Origin of the sequence: Streptomyces sp. NBC_00457, from assembly GCF_036014015.1 — a bacterium.
GTDB lineage: Bacteria > Actinomycetota > Actinomycetes > Streptomycetales > Streptomycetaceae > Streptomyces.
In genome coordinates, this window is the sequence record NZ_CP107905.1 from 3495224 (window position 1) to 3517525 (window position 22302).

At 70.3% G+C, this 22302-nt stretch carries 17 protein-coding genes; 5 read left to right on the forward strand and 12 right to left on the reverse strand.

Translation table 11 applies throughout. The annotated features are described in order from the left end of the window. The first annotated feature begins 153 nt into the window (after positions 1-153). On the forward strand, positions 154-1134 hold the full coding sequence (locus tag OG828_RS15690; RefSeq protein ID WP_328501494.1) for an LLM class flavin-dependent oxidoreductase: 981 nt from the start codon (positions 154-156) through the stop codon (positions 1132-1134). A gap of 27 nt (positions 1135-1161) precedes the next feature. Here OG828_RS15690 and OG828_RS15695 read toward each other — a convergent pair whose 3' ends face one another. The 4 genes from OG828_RS15695 to OG828_RS15710 all read right to left on the reverse strand — a co-directional run bounded on the left by OG828_RS15695 (position 1162) and on the right by OG828_RS15710 (position 7516). Beyond that, entirely contained in the window at positions 1162-2580 is a 1419-nt protein-coding gene (locus tag OG828_RS15695) for a sugar porter family MFS transporter (RefSeq protein WP_328501495.1), read from the reverse strand. Positions 2581-2806: 226 nt separating this feature from the next. Beyond that, a complete protein-coding gene (smc, locus tag OG828_RS15700; protein WP_328501496.1) occupies positions 2807-6391 on the reverse strand; it encodes a chromosome segregation protein SMC in 3585 nt (1194 codons plus the stop codon). Between the two features lie 229 nt (positions 6392-6620). Further along, the gene (locus OG828_RS15705; RefSeq protein ID WP_210577425.1) at positions 6621-6854 is read right to left on the reverse strand and encodes a hypothetical protein; all 234 of its coding nucleotides are present in this window, start codon (positions 6852-6854) and stop codon (positions 6621-6623) included. A 380-nt stretch (positions 6855-7234) separates the two neighbouring features. Then, positions 7235-7516, reverse strand: coding sequence for an acylphosphatase (locus OG828_RS15710; RefSeq protein WP_328501497.1), 282 nt, complete (start codon positions 7514-7516; stop codon positions 7235-7237). Positions 7517-7677: 161 nt separating this feature from the next. Between OG828_RS15710 and OG828_RS15715 the strand changes: the two genes are divergently transcribed. Then, positions 7678-8802: a CAP domain-containing protein gene (locus tag OG828_RS15715; protein WP_328501498.1), complete on the forward strand. Its 1125-nt coding sequence runs from the start codon at positions 7678-7680 to the stop codon at positions 8800-8802. 49 nt (positions 8803-8851) lie between these two features. Further along, positions 8852-9253 (forward strand): winged helix-turn-helix transcriptional regulator, encoded by a 402-nt coding sequence (locus tag OG828_RS15720; protein ID WP_328501499.1) that lies wholly within the window; start codon positions 8852-8854, stop codon positions 9251-9253. On the opposite strand, the gene mutM is transcribed toward OG828_RS15720, so the two are convergent. From mutM to recG, 8 genes are all read right to left on the reverse strand, one after another. Then, positions 9226-10086: a bifunctional DNA-formamidopyrimidine glycosylase/DNA-(apurinic or apyrimidinic site) lyase gene (gene mutM, locus OG828_RS15725; RefSeq protein ID WP_328501500.1), complete on the reverse strand. Its 861-nt coding sequence runs from the start codon at positions 10084-10086 to the stop codon at positions 9226-9228. The two genes, OG828_RS15720 and mutM, sit on opposite strands and share 28 nt — an antisense overlap. 80 nt (positions 10087-10166) lie before the next feature. Beyond that, entirely contained in the window at positions 10167-11021 is an 855-nt protein-coding gene (gene rnc, locus OG828_RS15730) for a ribonuclease III (protein WP_328371872.1), read from the reverse strand. A 19-nt stretch (positions 11022-11040) separates the two neighbouring features. Continuing rightward, complete coding sequence (rpmF, locus tag OG828_RS15735; protein ID WP_007493396.1) at positions 11041-11214, reverse strand: 50S ribosomal protein L32; 174 nt, start codon at positions 11212-11214, stop codon at positions 11041-11043. 2 nt (positions 11215-11216) lie between these two features. Next, positions 11217-11864, reverse strand: a complete 648-nt coding sequence (locus OG828_RS15740; protein WP_328371875.1) for a YceD family protein — start codon at positions 11862-11864, stop codon at positions 11217-11219. A 144-nt stretch (positions 11865-12008) separates the two neighbouring features. After that, positions 12009-13082: an ATP synthase F0 subunit B gene (locus tag OG828_RS15745; RefSeq protein ID WP_328501501.1), complete on the reverse strand. Its 1074-nt coding sequence runs from the start codon at positions 13080-13082 to the stop codon at positions 12009-12011. A 157-nt stretch (positions 13083-13239) separates the two neighbouring features. Next, on the reverse strand, positions 13240-13719 hold the full coding sequence (gene coaD, locus OG828_RS15750) for a pantetheine-phosphate adenylyltransferase (protein ID WP_328371877.1): 480 nt from the start codon (positions 13717-13719) through the stop codon (positions 13240-13242). Positions 13720-13745: 26 nt separating this feature from the next. After that, the gene (gene rsmD / locus OG828_RS15755; protein ID WP_328356300.1) at positions 13746-14333 is read right to left on the reverse strand and encodes a 16S rRNA (guanine(966)-N(2))-methyltransferase RsmD; all 588 of its coding nucleotides are present in this window, start codon (positions 14331-14333) and stop codon (positions 13746-13748) included. 83 nt (positions 14334-14416) lie between these two features. Further along, positions 14417-16615: an ATP-dependent DNA helicase RecG gene (gene recG / locus OG828_RS15760; protein WP_328501502.1), complete on the reverse strand. Its 2199-nt coding sequence runs from the start codon at positions 16613-16615 to the stop codon at positions 14417-14419. Between the two features lie 167 nt (positions 16616-16782). Here recG and OG828_RS15765 point away from each other — a divergent pair, with 167 nt between their 5' ends. Together OG828_RS15765 and OG828_RS15770 are read left to right on the forward strand one after the other, a co-directional pair. Then, positions 16783-18612, forward strand: coding sequence for an HSP90 family protein (locus OG828_RS15765; protein ID WP_328504876.1), 1830 nt, complete (start codon positions 16783-16785; stop codon positions 18610-18612). After that, on the forward strand, positions 18609-22298 hold the full coding sequence (locus OG828_RS15770) for a hypothetical protein (protein WP_328501503.1): 3690 nt from the start codon (positions 18609-18611) through the stop codon (positions 22296-22298). Before OG828_RS15765 ends, OG828_RS15770 begins: the two co-directional genes overlap by 4 nt. Positions 22299-22302 lie beyond the last annotated feature (4 nt).

Here is a 22302-nt window from a genome sequence, read left to right on the forward strand (position 1 = left end):
CGGGCTCCGCGGGACCCAGCTTGTAGCTTCCCCCAAGAAGCGGAGTCGCCCTCCTGCCGCTGCTCGCGGACCGAGGAACCCGCACCCCTGGATGTCTGACGCCCCGTCAGCTACCGTCCCCCTTCGCATCCACCCGGTGAAGGGGGACTTCCCATGCCCGTCACGGTCGTACGTTTCAACCTCGTCGAGCCCGGCGCGACCCCCGCCTCGCTCAGCGCCCGCTACCGAGCGGCGCTGGAGATGGCCGCGTACGCCGACGATCACGGCATCACCACCGTGCAGACCGAAGAGCACCACGGTGCCGCGAACAACTGGCTGCCGTCGCCCTTCGCCTTCGCGGGAGCCGTCTTCGGCGCCACCCGGAAGATCGCGGTCACGGTCTCGGCGATCATCGGGCCGCTGCACGACCCGCTGCGGCTGGCCGAGGACATCGCCGTACTGGATCTGCTGAGCGGCGGACGGCTGGTGACCGTCGCCGGGATCGGCTACCGGCCGGAGGAGTACGCCCTGTTCGACGTGGAGTGGAAGCGGCGGGGGCGGCTCCAGGACGAACTCCTCGAGACCCTCCTCAAGGCCTGGACCGGCGAGGAGTTCGAGTACCGGGGCCGTACGGTACGGGTCACCCCGCGCCCGTTCACCGAGCCGCACCCCCTCCTCCTGGTCGGCGGCTCCTCGCAGGCCGCCGCCCGCCGGGCCGCCCGGCTCGGCCTGCCGTTCTTCCCCAGCGCGCATCTGCCGGAGCTGGAGACGTACTACAAGGAACGGCTCGTCGAGTACGGCACCGAGGGCTGGACCATGATGCCCGCGACCGAGCAGCCGCTGCTGCACATCGCCGAGGACCCGGACCGGGCGTGGAGCGAGTACGGCGGCCACTTCCTGCACGAGGCGCGGACGTACGCCTCCTGGCAGTCCGGCGGTATACGGTCCGCGGTGAAGTCGGCGGCCACGACCGTGGACGAGCTGCGCGCCGAGGGCGTCTACCGGATCCTCACGCCGGACGAGTGCGTGGCGCAGGGGCTCGACAACTATGTGCTGCATCCGCTGTCGGGCGGGATGCCGGTGGAGGAGGGGTGGCGCAGCCTGCGGCTGTTCTGCGACAACGTACTGCCCCGGCTCAAAGACCTCGAAGGCTGAGCCGGGGCGGTACGTCTCTTACGAGGCTCAGCCCATCTCCTCCAGTGCCTTGCCCTTCGTCTCCTTCACGTACTTGAGGACGAACGGGATGGAGAGCGCGGCGAAGGCCGTGTAGATCACGTAGGTGACGGAGAGGTTCCAGTCGGCCAGCGACGGGAAGCTCGCGGTGATGGCCCAGTTGGCGATCCACTGTGCGGCGGCGGCCACGCCCAGGGCGGCGGCGCGGATCTTGTTCGGGAACATCTCGCCGAGGAAGACCCAGACGACCACACCCCAGGACAGGGCGAAGAAGAGGACGAAGATGTGGGCGGCGATCAGGGCGATCCAGCCCTGCGTGGCCGGCAGCTTGCCGTCGACGAGGTGGAAGGAGAACGCCCAGGCCTCCAGCGCGAGGCCGATCACCATGCCGACGGAGCCGATGAGTGCCAGCGGCTTACGGCCGATGCGGTCCACCAGGAGCATCGCGATCACGGTGCCGACGATGTTGATGATCGACGTCGTGAAGGAGTAGAAGAACGAGTCCGTCGGGTCGACGCCGACCGACTGCCACAGGGTCGAGGAGTAGTAGAACGCGACGTTGATGCCGACGAACTGCTGGAAGACCGACAGGCCGATACCGATCCAGACGATCGGCTTGAAGAAGAAGGAGCCGCCGAGCAGGTCCTTGAAGCTCGACTTGTGCTCGCTGTTCATGCCGTGCTCGATCTCGGCGATCCGGGCGTCGAAGTCGACGTCCTTGCCCTCGACCTCGGCGAGGATCTCGCGGGCCTGCTCGTGCTTGCCGACGGAGATCAGGTAGCGCGGGGACTCGGGGATGGCGAAGGACAGCAGGCCGTAGATGACGGCCGGGATCACCATGACGCCGAGCATGACCTGCCAGGCCTCCAGGCCCAGGATCTGGCCGCGCTGGTCGCCGTCGGCGGCGTTGAGCAGAGCCCAGTTGACCAGCTGCGAGACGGCGATGCCGATGACGATGGCGGCCTGCTGGAAGGAGCCGAGCCGTCCGCGGTACTCGGCCGGGGCGACCTCGGCGATGTAGGCGGGGCCGATCACGGAGGCCATGCCGATGGCGAAGCCGCCGACGACGCGCCAGAAGGCGAGGTCGTACAGGGCGAAGGGCAGCGCCGAACCCACGGCGCTGACGGTGAACAGCACGGCGGAGATCTGCATGCACCGGATACGGCCGATGCGGTCGGCGATCCGGCCGGCGGTGGCGGCGCCGATGGCACAGCCGATCAGGGCGATGGCGATGACCTGCGCCAGCGCCGCGGAGCCGATGTCGTAGCGGCCGCGAATGGCCTCGACGGCGCCGTTGATCACGGAGCTGTCGTAGCCGAAGAGGAAGCCGCCCATCGCGGCCGCCGCGGCGATGAAGACGACGCGCCCGAGATGTTCGGGATGAGCCTTGGCGGCTCCTGACTTGGGTGCCTGCGCTGTGCTGGTCACGTGTACTCCTCGGGCCACCGGCAACGCTGCCGGTTGGGGTCAGCCCTTCGAGGTCCACCAGAAGGTACCTGAAGGTAAAAGCAACGTTGCTCAGGCTATGCCTTCAAGTTTCGAAGTCAATATGACGTTGTTAAGAGAATGCACCGCAGGTGTGAGGGGCTTGCGTTCAAGAGTTGAAGGGATGATCCCCAAATCGCTGGTCAGAACCGGTGTAGGCGGCACGCATTTAGCGCAGCCGCTGAGAGATGACCTTCGACACACCGTCGCCCTGCATGGAGACGCCGTACAGCGCGTCGGCGACCTCCATCGTCCGCTTCTGGTGGGTGATCACGATCAGCTGCGAGGCCTCCTGCAGCTCCTGCATGATCCGGATCAGCCGCTGCAGGTTGGTGTCGTCGAGCGCGGCCTCGACCTCGTCCATCACATAGAACGGGCTGGGCCGGGCCTTGAAGATCGACACGAGCATCGCGACGGCGGTCAGTGAGCGCTCGCCACCGGAGAGCAGACTGAGCCGCTTGACCTTCTTGCCCGGGGGACGCGCCTCGACATCGACGCCCGTCGTGAGCATGTTGTCGGGATCGGTGAGGATCAGCCGCCCGTCACCGCCCGGGAAGAGCCGGCTGAAGACGCCCTCGAACTCACGGGCCGTGTCCCGGAACGCCTCGGTGAAGACCTGCTCGACGCGCTCGTCGACCTCCTTGACGACCTGGAGCAGGTCGGCGCGGGTCTTCTTCAGGTCCTCCAGCTGCTCGCTGAGGAACTGGTGCCGCTCCTCCAGCGCCGCGAACTCCTCCAGCGCCAGCGGGTTGACCTTGCCGAGCTGCTGATAGGCCCGCTCGGCGGACTTGAGCCGCTTCTCCTGCTCGGCCCGGACGAACGGCTTGGGCTGGTTGCGGGGATGCTCGGGGTCCTCCGGCAGCTGCTCCCCCTCCGCCGGAAGCGAGGGCGGGACGAGCTGATGCGGGCCGAACTCGTCGACGAGCCCGGCCGGCTCGACACCCAGCTCCTCCAGCGCCTTGGTCTCCAGCTGCTCGATCCGCATCCGCTTCTCGGCGCCGAGCACTTCGCCGCGGTGGACGGAGTCGGTCAGCTTGTCCAGCTCGGACTTGAGATCGCGCCCCGCGTTACGGGCGACGGTCAGCTCCTGCTCACGTCGCGCCTTGGCGCTCTCGGCAGCGGTGCGTTCCGCGTCGGCACGGGTGAGGGAGACCTCGACGTGCGCGAGCAGCTGCCGCGCACCGGAGGCGACGGCTTCCGCCACGGCCGCCTCGTGCCGCATCCGCGCCCGCCGCTGCTCGGCACGCGCGCGTGCGTCGCGCTCCGCTCGGGCGGCGCGGTCGAGGGAGTCGGCGCGGCCGGCGAGCCCCTTGACCCGCTCCTCGTGCGTACGGACCTGGAGGCGGGCCTCCATCTCGGTCTGGCGTGCGTTGGCGCCGTCGGCGGCGAGCCGATCCCGTACGGAGGTGTCTGGCTCCTCCTCGACCGGCATCTCCTCGGCGACGGCGAGCCGTTCGGCCAGCTCCTCGGCTTCTTCTACGGCCTTGTCGAGCGCCTCCTGCGCCCGCGCCGCCGCCGCGGCGGACCGCTCGGCCTCCCCGGCGGCGCCGCGCGCCTGACCGGCGAGCCGTCCGAGCTGCTGCGCCACGGCCGACTTCTCCCGGTCGGCGGCCCTGCGCCGCTCCCCCACGGCTTCGACGAGTGCGGTGCACTCCTTACGCCGCTCGGTCGCCGCGTGCTGCGCCTCGGTGAGTTCCTCGCACCGCACGGCCAGCTCTTCCAGCTCGGCGGCGGCCTCGTCCACGGAGGCCTGCACTTCGAGGAGGCTGGGTGCTCCGGCGGATCCGCCGTGCGCGAAGTGGGCGCCCAAGAGGTCGCCTTCGGCGGTTACGGCGGTGAGGTCGGGGTGGGCGTAGACGAGCTCTTCGGCGTCTTCGAGGGTGCTGACGACGACGATGCGGTGGAGCAGCCGTCGGACGGCCGGCATGAGGTCGGACGGGCCGCGGACCAGCTCGGCAGCGTGCCGTAGTCGGGCGTCCGTGGGTTCGTTGTGGCTGGTCGCGCCGTTCTCCGCGCCGCTTTGGGGCGCGTCTGCGTCACCGGCGAGCAGCAGGGCCGCCCGTCCGCCGTCCTGTTTGCGCAGGAGGCGGATCGCGTCCGCCGCGGCGGATGGTGACGTCACCGCGATCGCGTCCGCCGCCGCTCCGAACGCCGCTGCCAGCGCGACCTCGTAACCAGGGGTCACCGTCAGCAACTCGGCCGCCGGGCCCAGCAGGCCGGTGAGCCGGTCCTTCGCTCCCAGGAGCGCTCCGGTTCCGTCCTTGCGTCGCAGTCCCATCGCCAGCGCCTCGTGGCGGGCCTGGGTGGCGGCGCGTTTGCGTTCCGCTGCTGTGGCCGCCTCACGGGCCGCCGTCAGGGCGACGTCCGCCTCGGTCAGTGCTGTCTTGGCCGCTTCGTGCTGCTCGCCGAGTTCCGCGTCGTCCGCGTCCAGGCCGTCGACCTCGGCCTTCAGGGTCTCGTACTCCTCCTGGGCGGCGACGGCGCGTTCCTGGGCCTCGTCGCGGGCGGCGGCGAGGCGGTCGATCTCGGCCTGGGCGGATGCGGCACGCGAACGGGCCGCGTTGACCTGGCCGTTCAGGCGCGCGAGGCTCTCGCGGCGGTCGGCGATGGAGCGGGCGACGTCCTTCAGGCGCCGTTCCTCCATGGCCAGCTCGCGCTCCAGGTCGGCGCGGTGCGCGACCGTGTCGTCCAGCGCCCGCTCGGCCGCCTCCAAGGCCGCTTCGAGCTCGGCCTCCTGCTCACGGATCCGGTTGGCCTCACGCTCCATGTCCTCGGGATCGCGGCCCCGGCGCTCGTCGGGCGGCGCGGACGTGGCGCTCTTCACACGGGCGTCGGCCAGCGAGACCGTGCCGCGGACGCGTTCGGCGAGCTGGGAGAGTTCGTACCAGGTCTGCTGGGCGCGCTGGAGTCGCGGCGTGAGCTGCCGTACCTCGTCCTCCAGGAGCGCCTCCCGCTGGAGCGCCTTCTTCAGCTCCAGCTCGGCGGCTTCCTTACGTTCCTTCAGTGCTGCCTCGTCGGCGACCTCGGCGTTGAGCGCCTCTCGGAGTCGTACGAGATCGTCGGCGAGCAGGCGGAGACGGGCGTCGCGGAGGTCGGCCTGGATGACGGCGGCCCTGCGCGCCACCGCCGCCTGGCGGCCCAGGGGCTTCAGCTGCCTGCGCAACTCGTCCGTCAGGTCCTGCACGCGCGCGAGGTTGGCCTGCATCGCGTCCAGCTTCCGGAGGGCCTTCTCCTTGCGCTTGCGGTGTTTCAGCACACCCGCGGCCTCTTCGATGAAGGCGCGGCGGCCCATGGGGTCGGCATGCAGTACGGAGTCGAGCTGGCCCTGGCCGACGATGACGTGCATCTCGCGGCCGATGCCGGAGTCGGAGAGGAGTTCCTGGATGTCGAGCAGGCGGCAGGTGTCGCCGTTGATCTGGTACTCGCTGCCGCCGTTGCGGAACATGATCCGCGTGATGGTGACCTCGGCGTACTCGATGGGCAGCGCGCCGTCGGAGTTGTCGATGGTGAGGGACACCTCGGCGCGGCCGAGCGGCGGGCGGCCGGTGGTGCCGGCGAAGATGACGTCCTCCATCTTGCCGCCGCGCAGCGACTTGGCGCCCTGTTCACCCATGACCCAGCTGAGCGCGTCCACCACATTGGACTTGCCCGAGCCGTTCGGTCCTACGACACACGTGATCCCCGGCTCGAACCGGAGCGTGGTCGCCGAGGCGAACGACTTGAACCCGCGGAGGGTCAGGGCCTTGAGGTGCACGCCGCTGGACTCTACCTCCCACCGGTATCTCGGACGCCGAACCCTGGGGCACCCCCGCGGTTTCACCCATGAACGTGCAGGGCACACCAGACGTTAAAGAGGGTGAAAGGATGCGCGGGAGCAAGAAAGAAGGGACGCCGAAGCGTCCCTTGCAAACTCTGACAACTCAGCGGTTGATACAGGCAGCCCAACCACTGCTGTCGTTGTGTGGTGCTGTGTGATGCAGTGATCAGGTGAGCGCAGGCTCCGCCTGGTGTGCGTCAATGCTCTCCATGACCCTGTCGTGAGAGTCCATGCTCTCCATGATCCTGTCGTGAGAAGCGGCAGCCGTCAGCGAGTCGTTCTCCGCCTGGATTCGTCCGAGCTCGGATTCCAGGTCCTGGACACGCTGCTGGAGCCGTCGCATCTCGGCGAGGAGTCGAGGGTCGGAGCCGCCGACGTAACCGAGAAGCGCCTTTGCCATGATGGATGGTCCTCCACAATGAGTGACCGACCGATGCGGTGTGGGTCGTGAGGGATTCGCACCCGCGGTGCTTGGCACTGTTGAGTTGTGCTGCCGTTCTCCATGCCAAACAGCTAAGGTGCGCGGGGCTTTCAGCGTCTCACCAAAAAGTTTGACGGTCAACACGATCACGCCCTGCTTTGGCGGGCATCCCGGGGGCGCGCGGCCGTGAAACCGGCGGCGCTGCTGCTCCTGCGGGCCCCTCAGGGCGTGACGATCATCCTTGCGTGCGGAGCCTGCCATGGCAACCGGTTCTTGGCAACCACCAGGCTCTTTCTGCTCGGGGCAGCTGCCGGTGGCATGTACCTCCGCTTCCACCTGGGCCGCTTTACAGAAATCGCTCAGCGGATCGAGAAGCCGTCGTAGCCGCCGCGGGGTGTGTCCCAGATCTCGGTGACTCCGTCGACGCGGCCGGGCGTGTCGGCGCTCCCGAGCCAGTCGAGGAGCCGTTGGCACGCTCCGCGCGGGCCCTCCGCGACCACCTGGACCCGTCCGTCCTCCAAATTGAGAGCAAAACCACTCAGGCCGCCGATCTCGAGCGCCTTGGCCCGGGTGAACCAGCGAAAACCCACACCTTGGACGCGTCCACGCACCCAGGCGACCAACCGCACATCCTCGCTCATGAGGGCAACCTAACGGGCCAATGTCTCTCACGGCACTTCCTCACCCTGCGCCATGCGGTACCGTCCAGCCCCAATGAATCTCATATGAAACTCACTCGATCGAGTGAGGTTGCGTTGACCGCACGGGCGAGTCGACCGCACAGGACGAGGAAGGCAAGGACATGGGACGCCACCGACGCTCAGCCGCCGGCCGCGCCGCCACGGGCCGCGCCACGGGGGTCACAGAAACGTACGGTTCCCGCACAGGGAGCCACGACCCGCAGGACTCGTACGACGCATACGACGCGTACGCGGCAGACCGTTCCATCCCGGGCAGGGCGCCCTACCTGAACACCGAGGCGCCCTACCCCGGCACCGAGGCGTACGCCGAGACCACCGCGCGCAGCGAGCGCTACCTCTTCGCCTCGGACGAGGACTACCGCGTCGTCTTCCCTGACGCCGCACCCGGCGGGGGTGGCCGGCGAACCGCTGGGCACCGCCGTAAGAAGAAGGCGGTGCGTCCGGTGCGTGCCGGACTGCTCGGCGTCTCCGCCGCGGTCGCCATCGGCACGGTCGCGGTGGCCACGGGTGTGGTGCCCGGCGTGGAGAACTACCAGCTCGGTGGCGGCAGCGACAGCGGCGACAGCGTGCAGGCCGTGGACACGCCCTCGAACAGCGCGACCGAGCAGGGCGGCACGTCCGGCGCCGCCGAGGGCCGCGAGACCGAAGAGTCGGCTAGCCGGGACAACGAGCGTGCGGCCTCGCCGGCGCCGTCCGCCTCGGCGTCCACGGCGCCGACCGAGACTCCGTCCAAGGAGCCGAAGGCCCCGCCGGCCAAGACCAAGAAGCCGAAGCCCACGCCCACCCCGTCGCGCCCGGCCACCAAGGCGCCGGAGAAGGACACCGGCGCCCCGGTGACGGTGTCCGCCGAGGCCAGGGCCGAGGCCGAGGTGCTCAAGCTCGTCAACCAGGAGCGGGCGAAGGTGGGCTGCAGCCCGGTCTCCGCGAACAGCGCGCTGGCCCAGCTGGCCCGGGACTTCAGCGACGCCATGGCCGACCTGGGCTTCTTCGACCACACCGACCCCAACGGAGCCACTCCGTGGGACCGCGCCGAAGCAGCCGGGATAGCCGACCTCGGCGGCGAGAACATAGCCCGCGGCCAGTCTGACGCGGCCGCCGTCATGGAGGCCTGGATGAACAGCCCCGGGCACAAGGCCAACATCCTGAACTGCGACTTCAAGACGCTGGGCGTGGGTGTCCACCTCGGGTCCGGTGGGCCGTGGTGGACGCAGAACTTCGGGTACTGAGACATAGCACTAACTTCTGGTTAGCGCTGCACCCGAGTACGCTTGAGGCATGGACATCACGCAGGAGCGGACGGCCGAGCAGGAGCTGCCGTTCAACGTGTTCGCGAAGGCCTGCCCCTCGCGCGGCACGCTGGAGCACATCACGGGCCGCTGGGGCGGACTGACGCTCGGCGCGTTGTACGAGGGGTCGCTGCGCTTCAACGAGCTGCGCCGCCGCGTGGACGGCGTGAGCGAGAAGATGCTGTCCCAGACGCTGCACGCACTGGAGCGTGACGGCCTGGTGCACCGCGAGGCCCAGCCGACCAACCCGCCCCGCGTGGACTACGAACTGACCCCGCTCGGCCGCGAGGTCGCCGAGCGCCTGCTGGCCCTCATCCATTTCGTGGAGGGCCGCATGGACGACGTGCTCACCGCACGGATGCGCTACGACGAGACGCGCGGCGCCCGCTGACACTTCGGGCAGAAGTAGCTCGACCGGTTCATCCAGGCGCGGCGGCGCATCGGCGTACCGCACCTCTTGCAGGGCAGTCCCTCACGGCCGTACGCGTCGAGCGAGCGGTCGAAGTAGCCCGACTCCCCGTTGACGTTGACGTAGAGGCTGTCGAAGCTGGTGCCGCCCACCGCCAGGGCCGCGTTCATCACGTCCCGCACGTGGCCCAGGAGTTCGGCGGTGCGCGGGCGGGTGAAGGTCGAGGTGGGGCGCTCGTAGTGGAGGCGTGCGCGCCAAAGGGCCTCGTCCGCGTAGATGTTGCCGACGCCACTGATCAACGACTGGTCGAGCAGGGCCCGTTTGATGGTGGTGCGCTTGCGGCGCAGCGCCTGGTGGAAGGCCTCGTCGTCGAAGAGGGGGTCGAGCGGGTCGCGGGCGATGTGCGCGATGACGTCGGGCAGGCCTGCGGGGGTGTTGTCGTGCAACGACAGGCCGCCGAAGGTGCGTTGGTCGACGAAGCGGAGTTCCGTGGCGAGGTCGTCGGCGAATCTCACCCGGATCCTGAGGTGCTTCTCGTCGGGTGCCGCCTGCGGCTGGACCAGCAGCTGGCCGCTCATGCCGAGGTGGGCCAGGATCGACTGGTCCGTGTCCTCAAGGGGCAGCCACAGGTACTTGCCGCGGCGGCTGGGGGTGCCGATGCGGTGGCCCTTGAGGCGGTGTACGAAGTCGTCGGCGCCGGCGAGATGGCGGCGGACCGCGCGCGGGTGGAGGACCTCGGCGTCGGTGACGGTGCGATGGGCGACCCACCGCGCAAGGCCTCGCCGTACGACCTCGACCTCGGGCAACTCGGGCATGGGGTCTCCCGTATCGAGCCGGTGTACGAGCCGAGCGCCCGCCCCGCAAGGCGGGGCGGGCGCTCGTCCTGCGCTGTTCGTCAGGCGGAGGCCTGCGCCTCGTCGGCGCCTCCGGCGGCTTCCGCCACCTCGGCCTCGGCCGCTTCGGCTTCCGCCGCTGCGGCCTTGACCGCTTCGACTTCTGCCGCCGCGACCTTGGCAGCCTTGGCACGCTCGTCCGCGGCGGCCTTGATGGCCCGCCACGCGGACTCAGCTGCCTGCTGCTCCGCCTCCTTCTTGCTGCGGCCGGTGCCGGTGCCGTACGAGACGCCTCCGACGCGGGCGGCAGCAGTGAAGGTCTTCTCGTGATCGGGGCCGGTCTCCGTGACCAGGTACTCGGGTACGCCGAGCCCCTCGGTCGCGGTGAGCTCCTGGAGACTGGTCTTCCAGTCCAGGCCGGCTCCGAGATTCGATGACTTTTCGATCAGTGGGTCGAACAGTCGGTGGACCAGCTCGGACGCCGAGTCCAGACCCTGATCGAGATAGACCGCGCCGATCACCGCTTCCAGGGTGTCGGCGAGGATGGACGCCTTGTCCCGTCCGCCCGTGCCCTCTTCACCGCGGCCGAGCCGGATGAAGGAGCCCAGGTCGAGACCGCGGCCGACCTCCGCCAGCGCACGCGAGTTGACCACCGCGGCCCGCAACTTGGCCAACTGGCCTTCGGGCAGGTCGGGGTGGGTGCGATACAGCGTGTCCGTGACGACGAGGCCGAGCACGGAGTCCCCAAGGAACTCCAGCCGCTCGTTCGTCGGCAGACCGCCGTTCTCGTATGCGTAGGACCGGTGGGTCAGCGCACGCACCAGAAGGGCGGACTCGAGCTTGTACCCGAGCCGCCCTTCCAACAGCGTGTGGGACGAGGCCGTGGTCTCCGCAGAGTTCTTCTTCGGCGTGGACACAGTGCCTCTCACCAGCCGCTCAGACCTCGAGGACCTGGCGCTTGTTGTATGTGCCGCAAGACGGGCACGCGATGTGCTGCAGCTTGGGCTCGTGGCAGCGCTCACACGCAACCAGGGTGGGGACCGCAGCCTTCCACTGCGACCGGCGGTGGCGCGTGTTGCTGCGCGACATCTTCCGCTTCGGAACAGCCACGGCTACTTCTCCTGCTTCTCGTCGGCGCGTGCTGACTGAGTCGCGCCGCCGCTCATCTCGTCCTTCTCGCCGTCTCCGAGTGAACCGGCGAGTCCCTGCAGTGCCGCCCAACGAATGTCGACGGCGTCGTGATGGTGGTCCGGGTCGTCCGCAAGGCGTACGCCGCACTCGGCGCACAGACCTGGGCAGTCTTCCTGGCACACCGGCTGCATCGGCAGTGCGAGCACCACCGCATCGCGCAGCACGGGTTCGAGGTCGAACAGGCCGTCCTCGATGAAGAGCCTGTCCTCGTCTTCCTCGGCGTCGTCGGCCGGCTCCGCTTTGACGCGGCCCCGGTCGTCGGCGTCAGGGTACGAGAACATCTCCTGGAAGTCCGCTTCGAGCGCCAGCTCGAGCGGCTCCAGACACCTTACGCACTCCCCCTTTGCCTGTGCACGGGCGGTGCCTGTGACAAGCACACCTTCCATGACCGACTCGAGCCGGAGCTCGAGCTCCACCGGTGCGCCTTCCGGCACTCCGATGACTCCCTGGATCCCGAGATCCTTGGGAGCGCCGATCTCGCGGGTCAGGCGCTGCAGCGCACCAGGCCGCCGACCCAGCTCGTGCGTGTCGAACACGAGAGGGTTGCGGTGGTCGAGGCGGGCTGTCACGCCGTTCCTGCTTTCGATCTTCGAGCTCAGAGGGACGCCGCCCTTGATGTCTCCCGGGCAGCATTGATCGCGGACGTACACGCGACCGAAGAGCCAGGATACTGGACCTTTCGCTCTCGTCCCAATCCGCTGGGCACCGGGGCCTCAGCCGTTGCCGCGCCCCTGCTCGTAGGCCCGCAGCTGCTCGGCACTGATCATGCCGGTGTCGAAGAGGCTGGTCTCGTCGAGGGCGTAGCCCTGCTGGGGCTCTTGAGCCTGCTGAGCCTGCTGCGGCACCTGGTTCGGGTCGTACGCCTGCTGCTGGGCGTCGTAGCCCTGGTAGGCGTACGGGTCGGCCTGCTGGTAGCCGTAGGCGTCCTGCTGGGCGTAGGCCTGCTGCTGGTAGCCGCCGCCGTACGGGTCCTGCTGCGCGGTCTGCTGGTAGCCGTACGCCGGCTGCGGCTGGCCGTAGTCCGGCTGCTGGGGCTGTTCGGGCTGGTGCGGGGCCTGGGCGTCCTGCTCGGCGAGGGCCGCGAGGCCGGTGAGGTAGTCGGCGTCGCTGGAGTGCTGGACGGTGCTGATGTCATCGGCGAGGGCGCCGAGGTCGTCCGAGGCGATACGGCCGTGCAGCTTCTGCCGGCCGCGGCCGACGGCTTCCAGGGTCTTGGCGAGGACCGCCTCGAAGGCGCCCAGCTTGACGTCGACGTACTCGTCGGCGGTGCGGCGCAGCGTCTCGGGGTCGTGGCTGCGCTCGGGGGCGTCCTCGTCCTCGTAGCCCTGCTCGTCGAGGCCGGGTCCGGTGCCGAGGAGCTTCTCGCGGCCGCGGCCGACGGAGCCGAGGGTCTTGGTGAGGACGACCTCGAAGTTGGCGAGCTTGGAGTCGACGTACTCGTCGGCCTCGGCGCGGATCTCCTCGGCCTCCTTGCGGGCCTCGGCGAGGATGCGGTCGGCCTCGCTCTGGGAGCGGCGGGCGACCTCGGTGTCGGAGATCAGCGAGCCGCGCTCGGCGTGCGCGGTCTGGATGATCCGCTCGGCCTCCTGGCGGGCCTGCTCGACCATCTGCTCACGGCCGCCGATCAGCTCCTGGGCCTGCGCGAGGGAGCCGGGCAGAGCCTCGCGCACCTCTTCGAGCAGCGCGAGCAGGTCGGCGCGGTTGACCACGCACGAGGCCGACATGGGCATCGACCGGGCACTGGAGACCGCGGCGACGATCTCGTCGAGCTTCTTCTGCACGTCCACCGTGTGCTCGCCACTCTCTACAACTGTGATGGAGACGGACGGGTCGACTGTACGGCCATGGGGTGCCCGCCGGACAGCGGGTGACGGATTGTCAGCTTCCGGGGGATTTTCCGGGGGTTTCCTCAGTGGTTTTCCGGGCGCCCGTGATACGGCCCGCTCAGCCCTTCCTCAGGCGCTCGGCAAGGGCCTCGAAGACCGCCGGCGGGACCAGGTGGGAGACGTCTCCGCCCCAGGTCGCGACCTCCTTGACCAGGGAGGACGACAGGAAGCTGTAGGTGGGGTTGGTCGGCACGAAGAGCGTCTCCACGCCTGAGAGGCCGATGTTCATCTGGGCCATCTGCAGCTCGTAGTCGAAGTCGCTGACCGCGCGCAGGCCCTTCACGATGGCGGGGATGTCGCGTTCCTTGCAGAAGTCGACGAGCAGACCGTGGAAGGCCTCGACCCGGACGTTCTCGAATTCGGCGGTGACCTGGCGGATCAGGTCGATCCGCTCGTCGATCTCGAACAGGCCCTTCTTGGACTTGTTGATCATCACCGCGACGTAGACCTCGTCATACAGCCTGGAGGCGCGGCCAATGATGTCGAGGTGTCCGTTGGTGATCGGGTCGAACGACCCGGGACAGACGGCGCGGCGCACTTGAGATCCCTCGCTCTCCGGTCCGGTCATCGTGCGTCTTCGCACGTAGAGGCGGCGCGACCGTACCAAAACGTCCCCTCGCCGTAACGACGGGCCCGGATCGCGTCGAAGCCGGGCGGCCAGCCGAACTCGCCGCCTCTGGTACTGCGCTCCACGGTGACGAGCGCCTCCGGCGCTAGCCAGCCCTCGGTGCGGAGTGTGAGCAGGATCTCCCGAAGATCGTGATCTGAGACTCGGTACGGCGGATCGAGGAAGACGATGTCGTACGGCTGTTCAGGCGGGGTTGTGCGGATGATCTGTTCTGCTTTACCTGCCCGGACTTCGGCGCCGGGGAGGCCGAGGTTCTTCACGTTCTCCCGGACGACACGGGCGGCGCGGGCGTCGGCCTCGACGAGGAGGACATGGCCCGCGCCTCGGGACAGGGCTTCCAGGCCCACGGCGCCGGATCCCGCGTACAGGTCGAGGACCCGCTCGCCGACCAGGGGGCCGCCGAGGAGGGACTGCCAGGTGGAGAAGAGACCTTCGCGTGCGCGGTCGGAGGTGGGGCGCGTACCGGTCCCCGGGGGGACGGCTAGGCGACGTCCGCCGGCTGCGCCGGCGATCACGCGGGTCATCTTTGGTCCTTGGTTGTGGGCGGGTTCAGGTATCAGTGTGGCTGGTCGCGCAGTTCCCCGCGCCCCTGAGAGGTGGGTCTCCTTCACCCCTTTTCCAAGTACTGCTCTCTTTCCTCGTCCAAGAGGGCTTCCAGCGCTGTCCGTAGGCCGGGAAGTGCTGTCAGCTCGGGGTCTGCCGCTACCACCGCCGCCGCTTCGTCTCTCGCCTCCGCGATGATCTCCTCGTCCTCTATGACGGCGAGCATGCGCAGGCTGGTGCGGGCGCCGGACTGGGCCTGGCCGAGGACGTCGCCCTCGCGGCGTTGTTCGAGGTCGATGCGGGAGAGTTCGAAGCCGTCGAGGGTGGCGGCCACGGCGTTCAGGCGCTGGCGGGCGGGGCTGGCTTCCGGCATCTCGGTCACCAGGAGGCAGAGCCCCGGCGCGGAGCCTCGGCCCACTCGGCCACGCAGCTGGTGGAGCTGGGAGACGCCGAAGCGGTCGGCGTCCATGATCACCATGGCGGTGGCGTTGGGGACATTCACGCCGACCTCGATGACTGTGGTAGCGACCAGGACATGGGTCTCGCCGGCGGCGAAGCGGCGCATGACCGCGTCCTTGTCGTCGGGGTGCATACGGCCGTGCAGGACCTCGACCCCGAGGCCTTGCAGGGGGCCCTTGGCGAGTTGGTCGGCCATGTCCAGGACGGCGAGCGGTGGGCGCTTCTCGGCCTCGTCCTCGGGGGACTTCTTCTTTTTCGGGTCCTCCTCCTCGTCGCCGATCCGTGGGCACACGACGTACGCCTGATGCCCCTTGCCGACCTCCTCGCGCACCCGCTCCCAGGCCCTGGCGAGGAAGTGCGGCTTGTCGGCGGCCGGGACGACATGGCTGGCGATCGGTGAGCGCCCGGCGGGGAGCTGGTCGAGGACGGAGGTCTCCAGGTCGCCGAAGACGGTCATGGCGACGGTGCGCGGGATGGGCGTGGCGGTCATGACGAGCAGGTGGGGCGGCTGCTTGCCCTTGCCGCGCAGGGCGTCTCGCTGCTCGACGCCGAAGCGGTGCTGTTCGTCGACGACGACCAGGCCGAGGTCGTGGAACCGCACCTTGTCCTCGATCAGCGCATGCGTGCCGATCACGATCCCGGCCTCGCCGGTGACCAGGTCGAGCAGCGCCTGGCGGCGGGCGGCGGCGCCCATCGAGCCGGTGAGCAGGACGACCTTGGTCCCCTGGTCGGCACCGCCCAGCATCCCGCCCTCGGCCAGCTCGCCCATCATCTCGACGACCGAGCGGTGGTGCTGCTGGGCGAGCACTTCGGTGGGGGCGAGCATCGCGGCCTGTCCGCCCGCGTCGACGACGGCGAGCATGGCGCGGAGGGCCACCATGGTCTTTCCGGATCCGACCTCCCCTTGGAGCAGCCGGTGCATCGGGTGCTCGGTCGCCAGGTCGTCGAAGATCTCTTTGGAGACCTTCTGCTGGCCTTCGGTGAGGGTGAAGGGGAGGCGGTCGTCGAAGGACGTGAGGAGGCCGTCCGGCTTGGGTTTGCGGGCGACTGCCGGGAGTTGGGCGTCGGCGTGGCGGCGGCGGGCGAGGGCGACCTGGAGGACGAAGGCCTCGTCCCACTTGAGGCGGGAGCGGGCGTCGGTGATGTCCGCCTTGGTGTGGGGGCGGTGGATCTTGAGCAGGGCCTCGGGGAGGGGAACCAGGCCGCGGCCTTCACGGAGGGTGTCCGGGAGGGGGTCGAGGGCCTCCTGGGCGCTGGGCAGGACCGTCTGGATCGCCTTGCCGATCTTCCAGGACTCCAGCTTGGCGGTGGCGGGGTAGATGGGGATGAGGGCGCCGGCCCACGTCTCCACGGTTTCCTCCGCGTCGCCGCGCAGCAACTCGTACGCCGGGTGCGCCAGTTGGAGACGGCGGTTGAAGACGGAGACCTTGCCCGCGAACATCGCGCGTGTGCCCGGCAGCAGTTCCTTGTGGGGCTTGTGAACGCCGTGGCCGAAGAAGACCAGTTGGAGTCGGCCGCTGCCGTCGGTGATGGTGACTTCGAGGCGCTGGCCCTTGCCCCGGGGAGCCTTGGACGAGGCGAAGGTGTGCAGCCGGGCGTCGGCGACCATGGCGACCACCGTCACGTGCTCGTCCATGGGGAGGTCGGCCAGGTGTGTGAGCTGGCCCCGCTCCTCATATCTGCGCGGGTAGTGGTGCAGAAGGTCGCCGACGGTGTGCAGGCCGAGATGCTCGGCCATCACCTTCGCGGTGGCGGGGCCGAGCACCTTTTTCAGTGGTTCTTCCAGTGCGGGCACGAGATCCATTGCACACCACACCACTGACAATGCCGTAGATGTCTCCGGAAACCCCTGGTCAGGCGGCTCGTTCCGGCCATAGGATGACGCGCTCCGGCCATCCTTTCCGCGGTCACCGCCTCAACGGGACCGCCCGACCCCGCGCCGTCGCCCTTCCCCCCACCGGCGCCGTGACGATGGACTCCCAGACCTCACAGTCATCCCAGGCACCCCAGTCACCTCATACGTTCCAGGTCGACCTGCGCGGTCTGGTGGACCTGCTCTCCCATCACCTCTACTCCAGTCCCAAGGTCTATCTGCGGGAACTGCTGCAGAACGCCGTCGACGCCATCACCGCGAGACGTGCCGAACAGCCCGACTCCCCGGCCCGCGTGCGGCTGTACGCGGAGGGCGGGACCCTGCGTGTGGAGGACTCCGGGATCGGGCTCACCGAAGCGGACGTGCACAACCTCCTCGCGACGATCGGCCGCAGCTCGAAGCGGGCGGAGGGGTTGCAGGAGGCCCGGTCCGAGTTCCTCGGCCAGTTCGGCATAGGCCTGCTGGCCTGTTTCGTCGTCGCCGAGCGGATCCGGGTCGTCAGCCTGAGCGCCCGTACGCCCGGTGCGGCGCCCGTGGAGTGGACCGCGGCGGACGACGGCTCGTACACCGTACGGAGCCTGCCGCCGGACGCCCGCACCGAACCGGGCACCACCGTGCACCTGGTGGCGCGGCCCGGCGCCGGCGAGTGGCTGACCGAGGAGCGGGTGCTCGCGCTGGCCCGGGACTTCGGGTCCCTGCTGCCGTACGACGTCCGGGTCGGCGACGAGGCGATCACGGACCTGCCCGCGCCCTGGGACCGTACGTACCCCTCCCCCGCCACCCGAAGGGTGGCCCTGGCCCGGCACTGTCACGATCTGTTCGGCTTCACCCCGCTGGACGCGATCGAGCTGAACGTGCCGCTCGCCGGTGTCCGGGGGGTGGCGTACGTGCTGCCGTCCGCGGTCAGCCCGGCGCAGCGGGCGAGTCATCGCGTCCATCTCAAGGGCATGTTGCTGACCGAGCGGGCCGAACAGCTGCTGCCCGACTGGGCGTTCTTCGTGCGCTGTGTGCTCGACACCGACAGCCTGCGGCCTACCGCCTCGCGCGAGTCGCTGTACGAGGACGAGACCCTCGCCGCCGTACGGGACGCCCTCGGGGAACGGATTCGCTCGTGGCTCACGGGACTTGCTGCCGGTGATCCGGAGCGGCTGGCGGCCTTCCTGTCGGTGCACTACCTGGGCGTGAAGTCCCTTGCGCGGCACGACAAGGAGATGCTGCGCACGATGCTGCCGTGGCTGCCCTTCGAGACGACCGACGGGCGGCTGTCCCTGGAGGAGTTCGCGCAGCGGCACCCGGTGGTGCACTTCACCCGGACCGTCGAGGAGTACCGGCAGGTCGCGCCGATCGCGTCCGCGCAGGGCGTCGGGGTGATCAACGGCGGTTACACGTACGACAGTGAGCTGGTCGAGGCGCTGCCGTCGGTGCGGCCGGGGACGGTGGTCGCCGAGCTGGACGCCGACACGGTGACCGCGCATCTGGACGCGGTCGATCCGGCGGAGGAGCTGGCGTTGGCGGGGTTCCTGGCGGCGGCGCGGGCGAAGCTCGACCCGCTGGGCTGTGATGTCGTCCTGCGCGCCTTCCATCCGCTGTCCGTGCCCGCGCTGCACCTGGACGACCGGGCGGCCCGGCACGAGCAGGCCCGCGCGGAGACCGAGGAGCAGGCCGACGATCTCTGGGCGGGCATCCTCGGTTCGCTGCGCGGCAGCGCCCCGCGCGCGCGTCTGGTGCTCAACCATCTCAGCCCGCTGATCCGCAGGATCAGTTCGCTGCGGGACCCCGAACTGATCGGCACCGCCACGGAGTCGCTGTACGGGCAGGCCCTGCTGATGGCGCAGCGGCCGCTGAGGCCCGCCGACTCGGCGTTGCTGAACCGGGCGTTCATCGGCCTCCTGGAGTGGGCCACGCACAGCGAGGACGGTCAGCGATGACTGAGATCACGGACTTCGACTCCCTGCGCCGGGCGATGGCGGAGAACGGCGAGCAGCCGGAGGGCCCGGCCCGCAACGCGCGCGCGGAGCAGCTGCTCGCCGAGGCCGAGAAGCTGAACATCCCCCTTGCGGTGATCGAGGCGCTCGGGCACCAGCTGAAGGTCTACAACTACAGCTCCGAGAAGGACAAGATGTTCGTCCCCTTCGCGCGCCTGCTGCGCATGTGGGACGAACACCCCGAGGACTTCGACGAGTACGAGACCCATTCGCTGCACTGGGTCTTCAAGTGGATGTCGTCCGGCATGCTCGACCAGCCGCACATCCCGCTCGCGTCCGTCGAGAAGTGGCTCGGCGAGATGGAACACCGCTACCGGCTCGCCGGGCACTCCGAACGGGCCGTGCGCAGCGCCGAGTTCAGTGTGGCCGCGCACATCGGGGACGTCGACCGGGCCGAGCGGGCGTACGCCGCGTGGCTGGCCGCCGACCGGGACCGCATGGCCGACTGCCACGCGTGCGAGCTGCACGGGCAGGGGCGGTGGCAGGCGGAGCGGGGGCGGGACGCGGCGGCGCTGGAGCTGTGGGCGCCGGTTCTGGCGGGCGAGTTCACCTGCGCCCACGAGCCGCACTCGGTGCTGGCGTCGTCCCTGGTGCCGCTGCTGCGGCTGGGCCGCCTGGACGAGGCGCGGGCCAACCATCTGCGGGGCTTCCGGCTCGTCCGGGCCATGGAGAGCATGCGCGGCGCGTACGCGGACCATGTGGAGTTCTGCGCGCTGACCGGCAACGAGGCGCGTGGCCTGGAAATGCTCGCGGAGCGGCCGGCGTACTTCACCGACACCGGGCATCCGCGCAGCAGGCTGGACTTCATGAGTGTCGTGGCCCTGCTCATGGACCGGCTGACCGCGCTGGGGCTGGGCGGCCGGCGGGTACCGGGGCCGGCCGGACGGGAGTGGACGGCGGGCGAACTCGCCGCCCACGCGCGCGTGGAGGCCCTGGCGCTGGCCGGGCGGTTCGACCAGCGCAACGGCACGGCGCATGTGAGCGAGCGGGCACGCGCGCGTATGGAACGGCGGCCACTGGTGGAGCGACTGCCACTCGGGGTGCGCTCGGCACGTCCCGCGACGGTTCCGGTCCCGCCGGTTCCGGCGCACGATGAGTCCGTGGAGCCCGATCTGCCCGCGCTGCTGGCCGAGGCCCGGCGGCTGTCGGACACCCTGCAGCCGAACGCGATCGAGGCATGGGCGGCGGTCGCCCGGGCCGCCGAGGGGGTCGAACTGTCCCCTCGGGACCGTGCCGAGATCGCCGACCACCAGGCGATGGACCTCGGCCCGGAAGGCATCGACCTGTTCGAGCACGCCGCTCAGTTGTACGCGGAGGCGGGCGACCCCGGCGAGGCCCTCGCGGCACGCACGCGTGCGGCATACATGCGCGCGCTCGCGGGCGACACGGCCGGCGCGCTCACCGCCGTGGCAGGCCCCTACGACGAGGTCCTGGCCCTCTACTCCGACGGCGGCACCGGCCTCCCGCAGACAGCGTCGGTGCTGATGGGCAAGGCCCGGATCCTGATGCGGCGAGTGCACGAGGCGGACCATTCGTCGGGCGCCACAGCCCCGGACGACGACGCGCCGCCGAATGCGAGCGACGGCTTCCCGGCCGGCGAAACAATGGGCTACGACTCCCGCCAGGACGCAGGCTTCGCGCCGGACACGACCGGGGACGACGGCTTCCCGGACAGCAAGCCACCGGCCCACGGCTCTCGACACGACGCAGGCCCCCTACCGGACGCAGCCAGGAACCACGGCTTCCCGGACAGCGAAGCACCAGCCCACGGCTCTCCGCCGGACGCGGCCGGAGACGACGGCTTCCCGGGCTGCGAGATCGCGGCCCACGGCACCCCAGACGACCCAGGCCCCCTACCGGACGCAGCCAGGAACGACGCCTCCCCGGGCAGCGAAGCACCAGCCCACGGCTCCCTGCCGGGCGCGACCGGGGACGAGGGCTTCCCTGGCGGCGAGATCGCGGCCCACGGCACCCCAGACGACCCAGGCCCCCTACCGGACGCAGCCAGGAACGACGCCTCCCCGGGCAGCGAAGCACCAGCCCACGGCTCTCCGCCGGACGCGGCCGGAGACGACGGCTTCCCTGGCGGCGAGATCGCGGCCCACGGCACCCCAGACGACCCAGGCCCCCTACCGGACGCAGCCAGGAACGACGCCTCCCCGGGCAGCGAAGCACCGGCTCACGGCTCCCTGCCGGACGCGGCCGGGGACGACGGCTTTCCGGACGGCGAGGTCCCGGACCACCGTTCCGCGCGGGATGGGTCCGTCGGGCGCTTCTCGGCGGATGGGCTCGGTGGCTCGCCGGCCGGGCGGGTCTTCGTCGATGCCGAAGCCGCCGTACGGGAGGTGCTGGCGCTGGTCGAAGGGCGTACCGGGGACGATGTGCGGCTTGCGTCGCGGGCCGCGGAGGCGCAGGCGATGCTCGCGGAGCTGGCCGCGCATGCCGGGGACGTGGCGGGGGCGGCGGAGCTGTTCGCGCGGGCCGCGGCGGCGTTCGTCGGGGCGGGGCTGCCGTGGTTCGCGGTGGAGTACGAGGCCCGGCTGGCGGGGCTCGCGCACCACCTGGGCGACACGGCGGAGGCCGAGCGGGCGCTGCGGGCGGCGCTGGAGCACGGCGGACCGCACCTGGAGCCGGTCGGCCGGGCCCAGCTGCACCTACAGCTCGCCGAGGTGCTGGGCGGCCGGGGCCACTCCGCGGAGGCCGCCGAACACGCCCTGGACGCGGCGCACTGGGCCGACGAGGCGGGCGAGGGCCCGACGCTCGGCGCCTGGGCCCGGCATCAGCTCGGCGGGTTCCTGCTGCGCCAGGGACGGTGGGCGGAGGCCGCGGAGGTGCTGGAGTCCGCGCTGCCCGACCTGACCGCCGAAACGCACGGCGACGGCGCGGTCGTACAGACGCAGTGGTGGCTCGGCGACTGCCTGAGCGAGCTCGGCGAGCACCGCGCGGCGGCCGAACGGCGGTTGCAGGCCGCCGAGATCGCCCGGCACTGGCCCGAGCAGCACGACCACGCCACGCTCGCCCATCTCGCCGCGGAGTCCCTGGGGCACGCGGGGCTGCACGACGAGGCCGACCGGGCCTACGCGCGCGCGGGCGACCTGTGGCGCGAACTCGGCAACGTGCATGGCCTGGTGCGTTCCCTGCGCGCCCGCGCCTGGCTCGCGCTGCGCACACAGGACGGGCCGGACGGGGCACGGGAGCTGATGGCGGGCGCGGTCCGCGACTGCGCGACAGCACGGGACGCGACCGCCGACGAGGAGTCACGGCAACGCCTCACCGCCGAACTCGGCCACACCCACCGGCAGTTCGGCGACCTGCTCGCCCGGTCCGCCACCGAGGACGCCGAGGACGACTCGATCAGGGCCACCCTCGAAGAAGCCCTGTGCCAGATGGTGGACGCGGTCAGGGTGTTCGCCGCCGCCGGTGACGACGCCCTGCACGCCCGCACCGGCGCCGAACTCGCCGCCGGCTGGCTGGAGGCAGACCTGAGCCGCCCCGACCGGGCCGCCGCACGCGCGCGTGCGGTACTGGTCGCGTACGACGGTGCCGACGACGGCGACGAGACGGTACAGGCCCGGCGGGCGGAGGCGGAGCAGATGCTCCAACTGATGCAAGAGCAGACGGAGGAATAGGGCC

Coding starts and splice junctions, on each gene's coding strand:
- OG828_RS15690 (WP_328501494.1), top strand. CDS start 154: ATGCCCGTCACGGTCGTACGTTTCAACCTCGTCGAGCCCGGCGCGACC.
- OG828_RS15705 (WP_210577425.1), bottom strand. CDS start 6,854: ATGGCAAAGGCGCTTCTCGGTTACGTCGGCGGCTCCGACCCTCGACTC.
- OG828_RS15710 (WP_328501497.1), bottom strand. CDS start 7,516: ATGAGCGAGGATGTGCGGTTGGTCGCCTGGGTGCGTGGACGCGTCCAA.
- OG828_RS15715 (WP_328501498.1), top strand. CDS start 7,678: ATGGGACGCCACCGACGCTCAGCCGCCGGCCGCGCCGCCACGGGCCGC.
- OG828_RS15720 (WP_328501499.1), top strand. CDS start 8,852: ATGGACATCACGCAGGAGCGGACGGCCGAGCAGGAGCTGCCGTTCAAC.
- mutM (WP_328501500.1), bottom strand. CDS start 10,086: ATGCCCGAGTTGCCCGAGGTCGAGGTCGTACGGCGAGGCCTTGCGCGG.
- rsmD (WP_328356300.1), bottom strand. CDS start 14,333: ATGACCCGCGTGATCGCCGGCGCAGCCGGCGGACGTCGCCTAGCCGTC.
- recG (WP_328501502.1), bottom strand. CDS start 16,615: ATGGATCTCGTGCCCGCACTGGAAGAACCACTGAAAAAGGTGCTCGGC.
- OG828_RS15765 (WP_328504876.1), top strand. CDS start 16,783: ATGGACTCCCAGACCTCACAGTCATCCCAGGCACCCCAGTCACCTCAT.
- OG828_RS15770 (WP_328501503.1), top strand. CDS start 18,609: ATGACTGAGATCACGGACTTCGACTCCCTGCGCCGGGCGATGGCGGAG.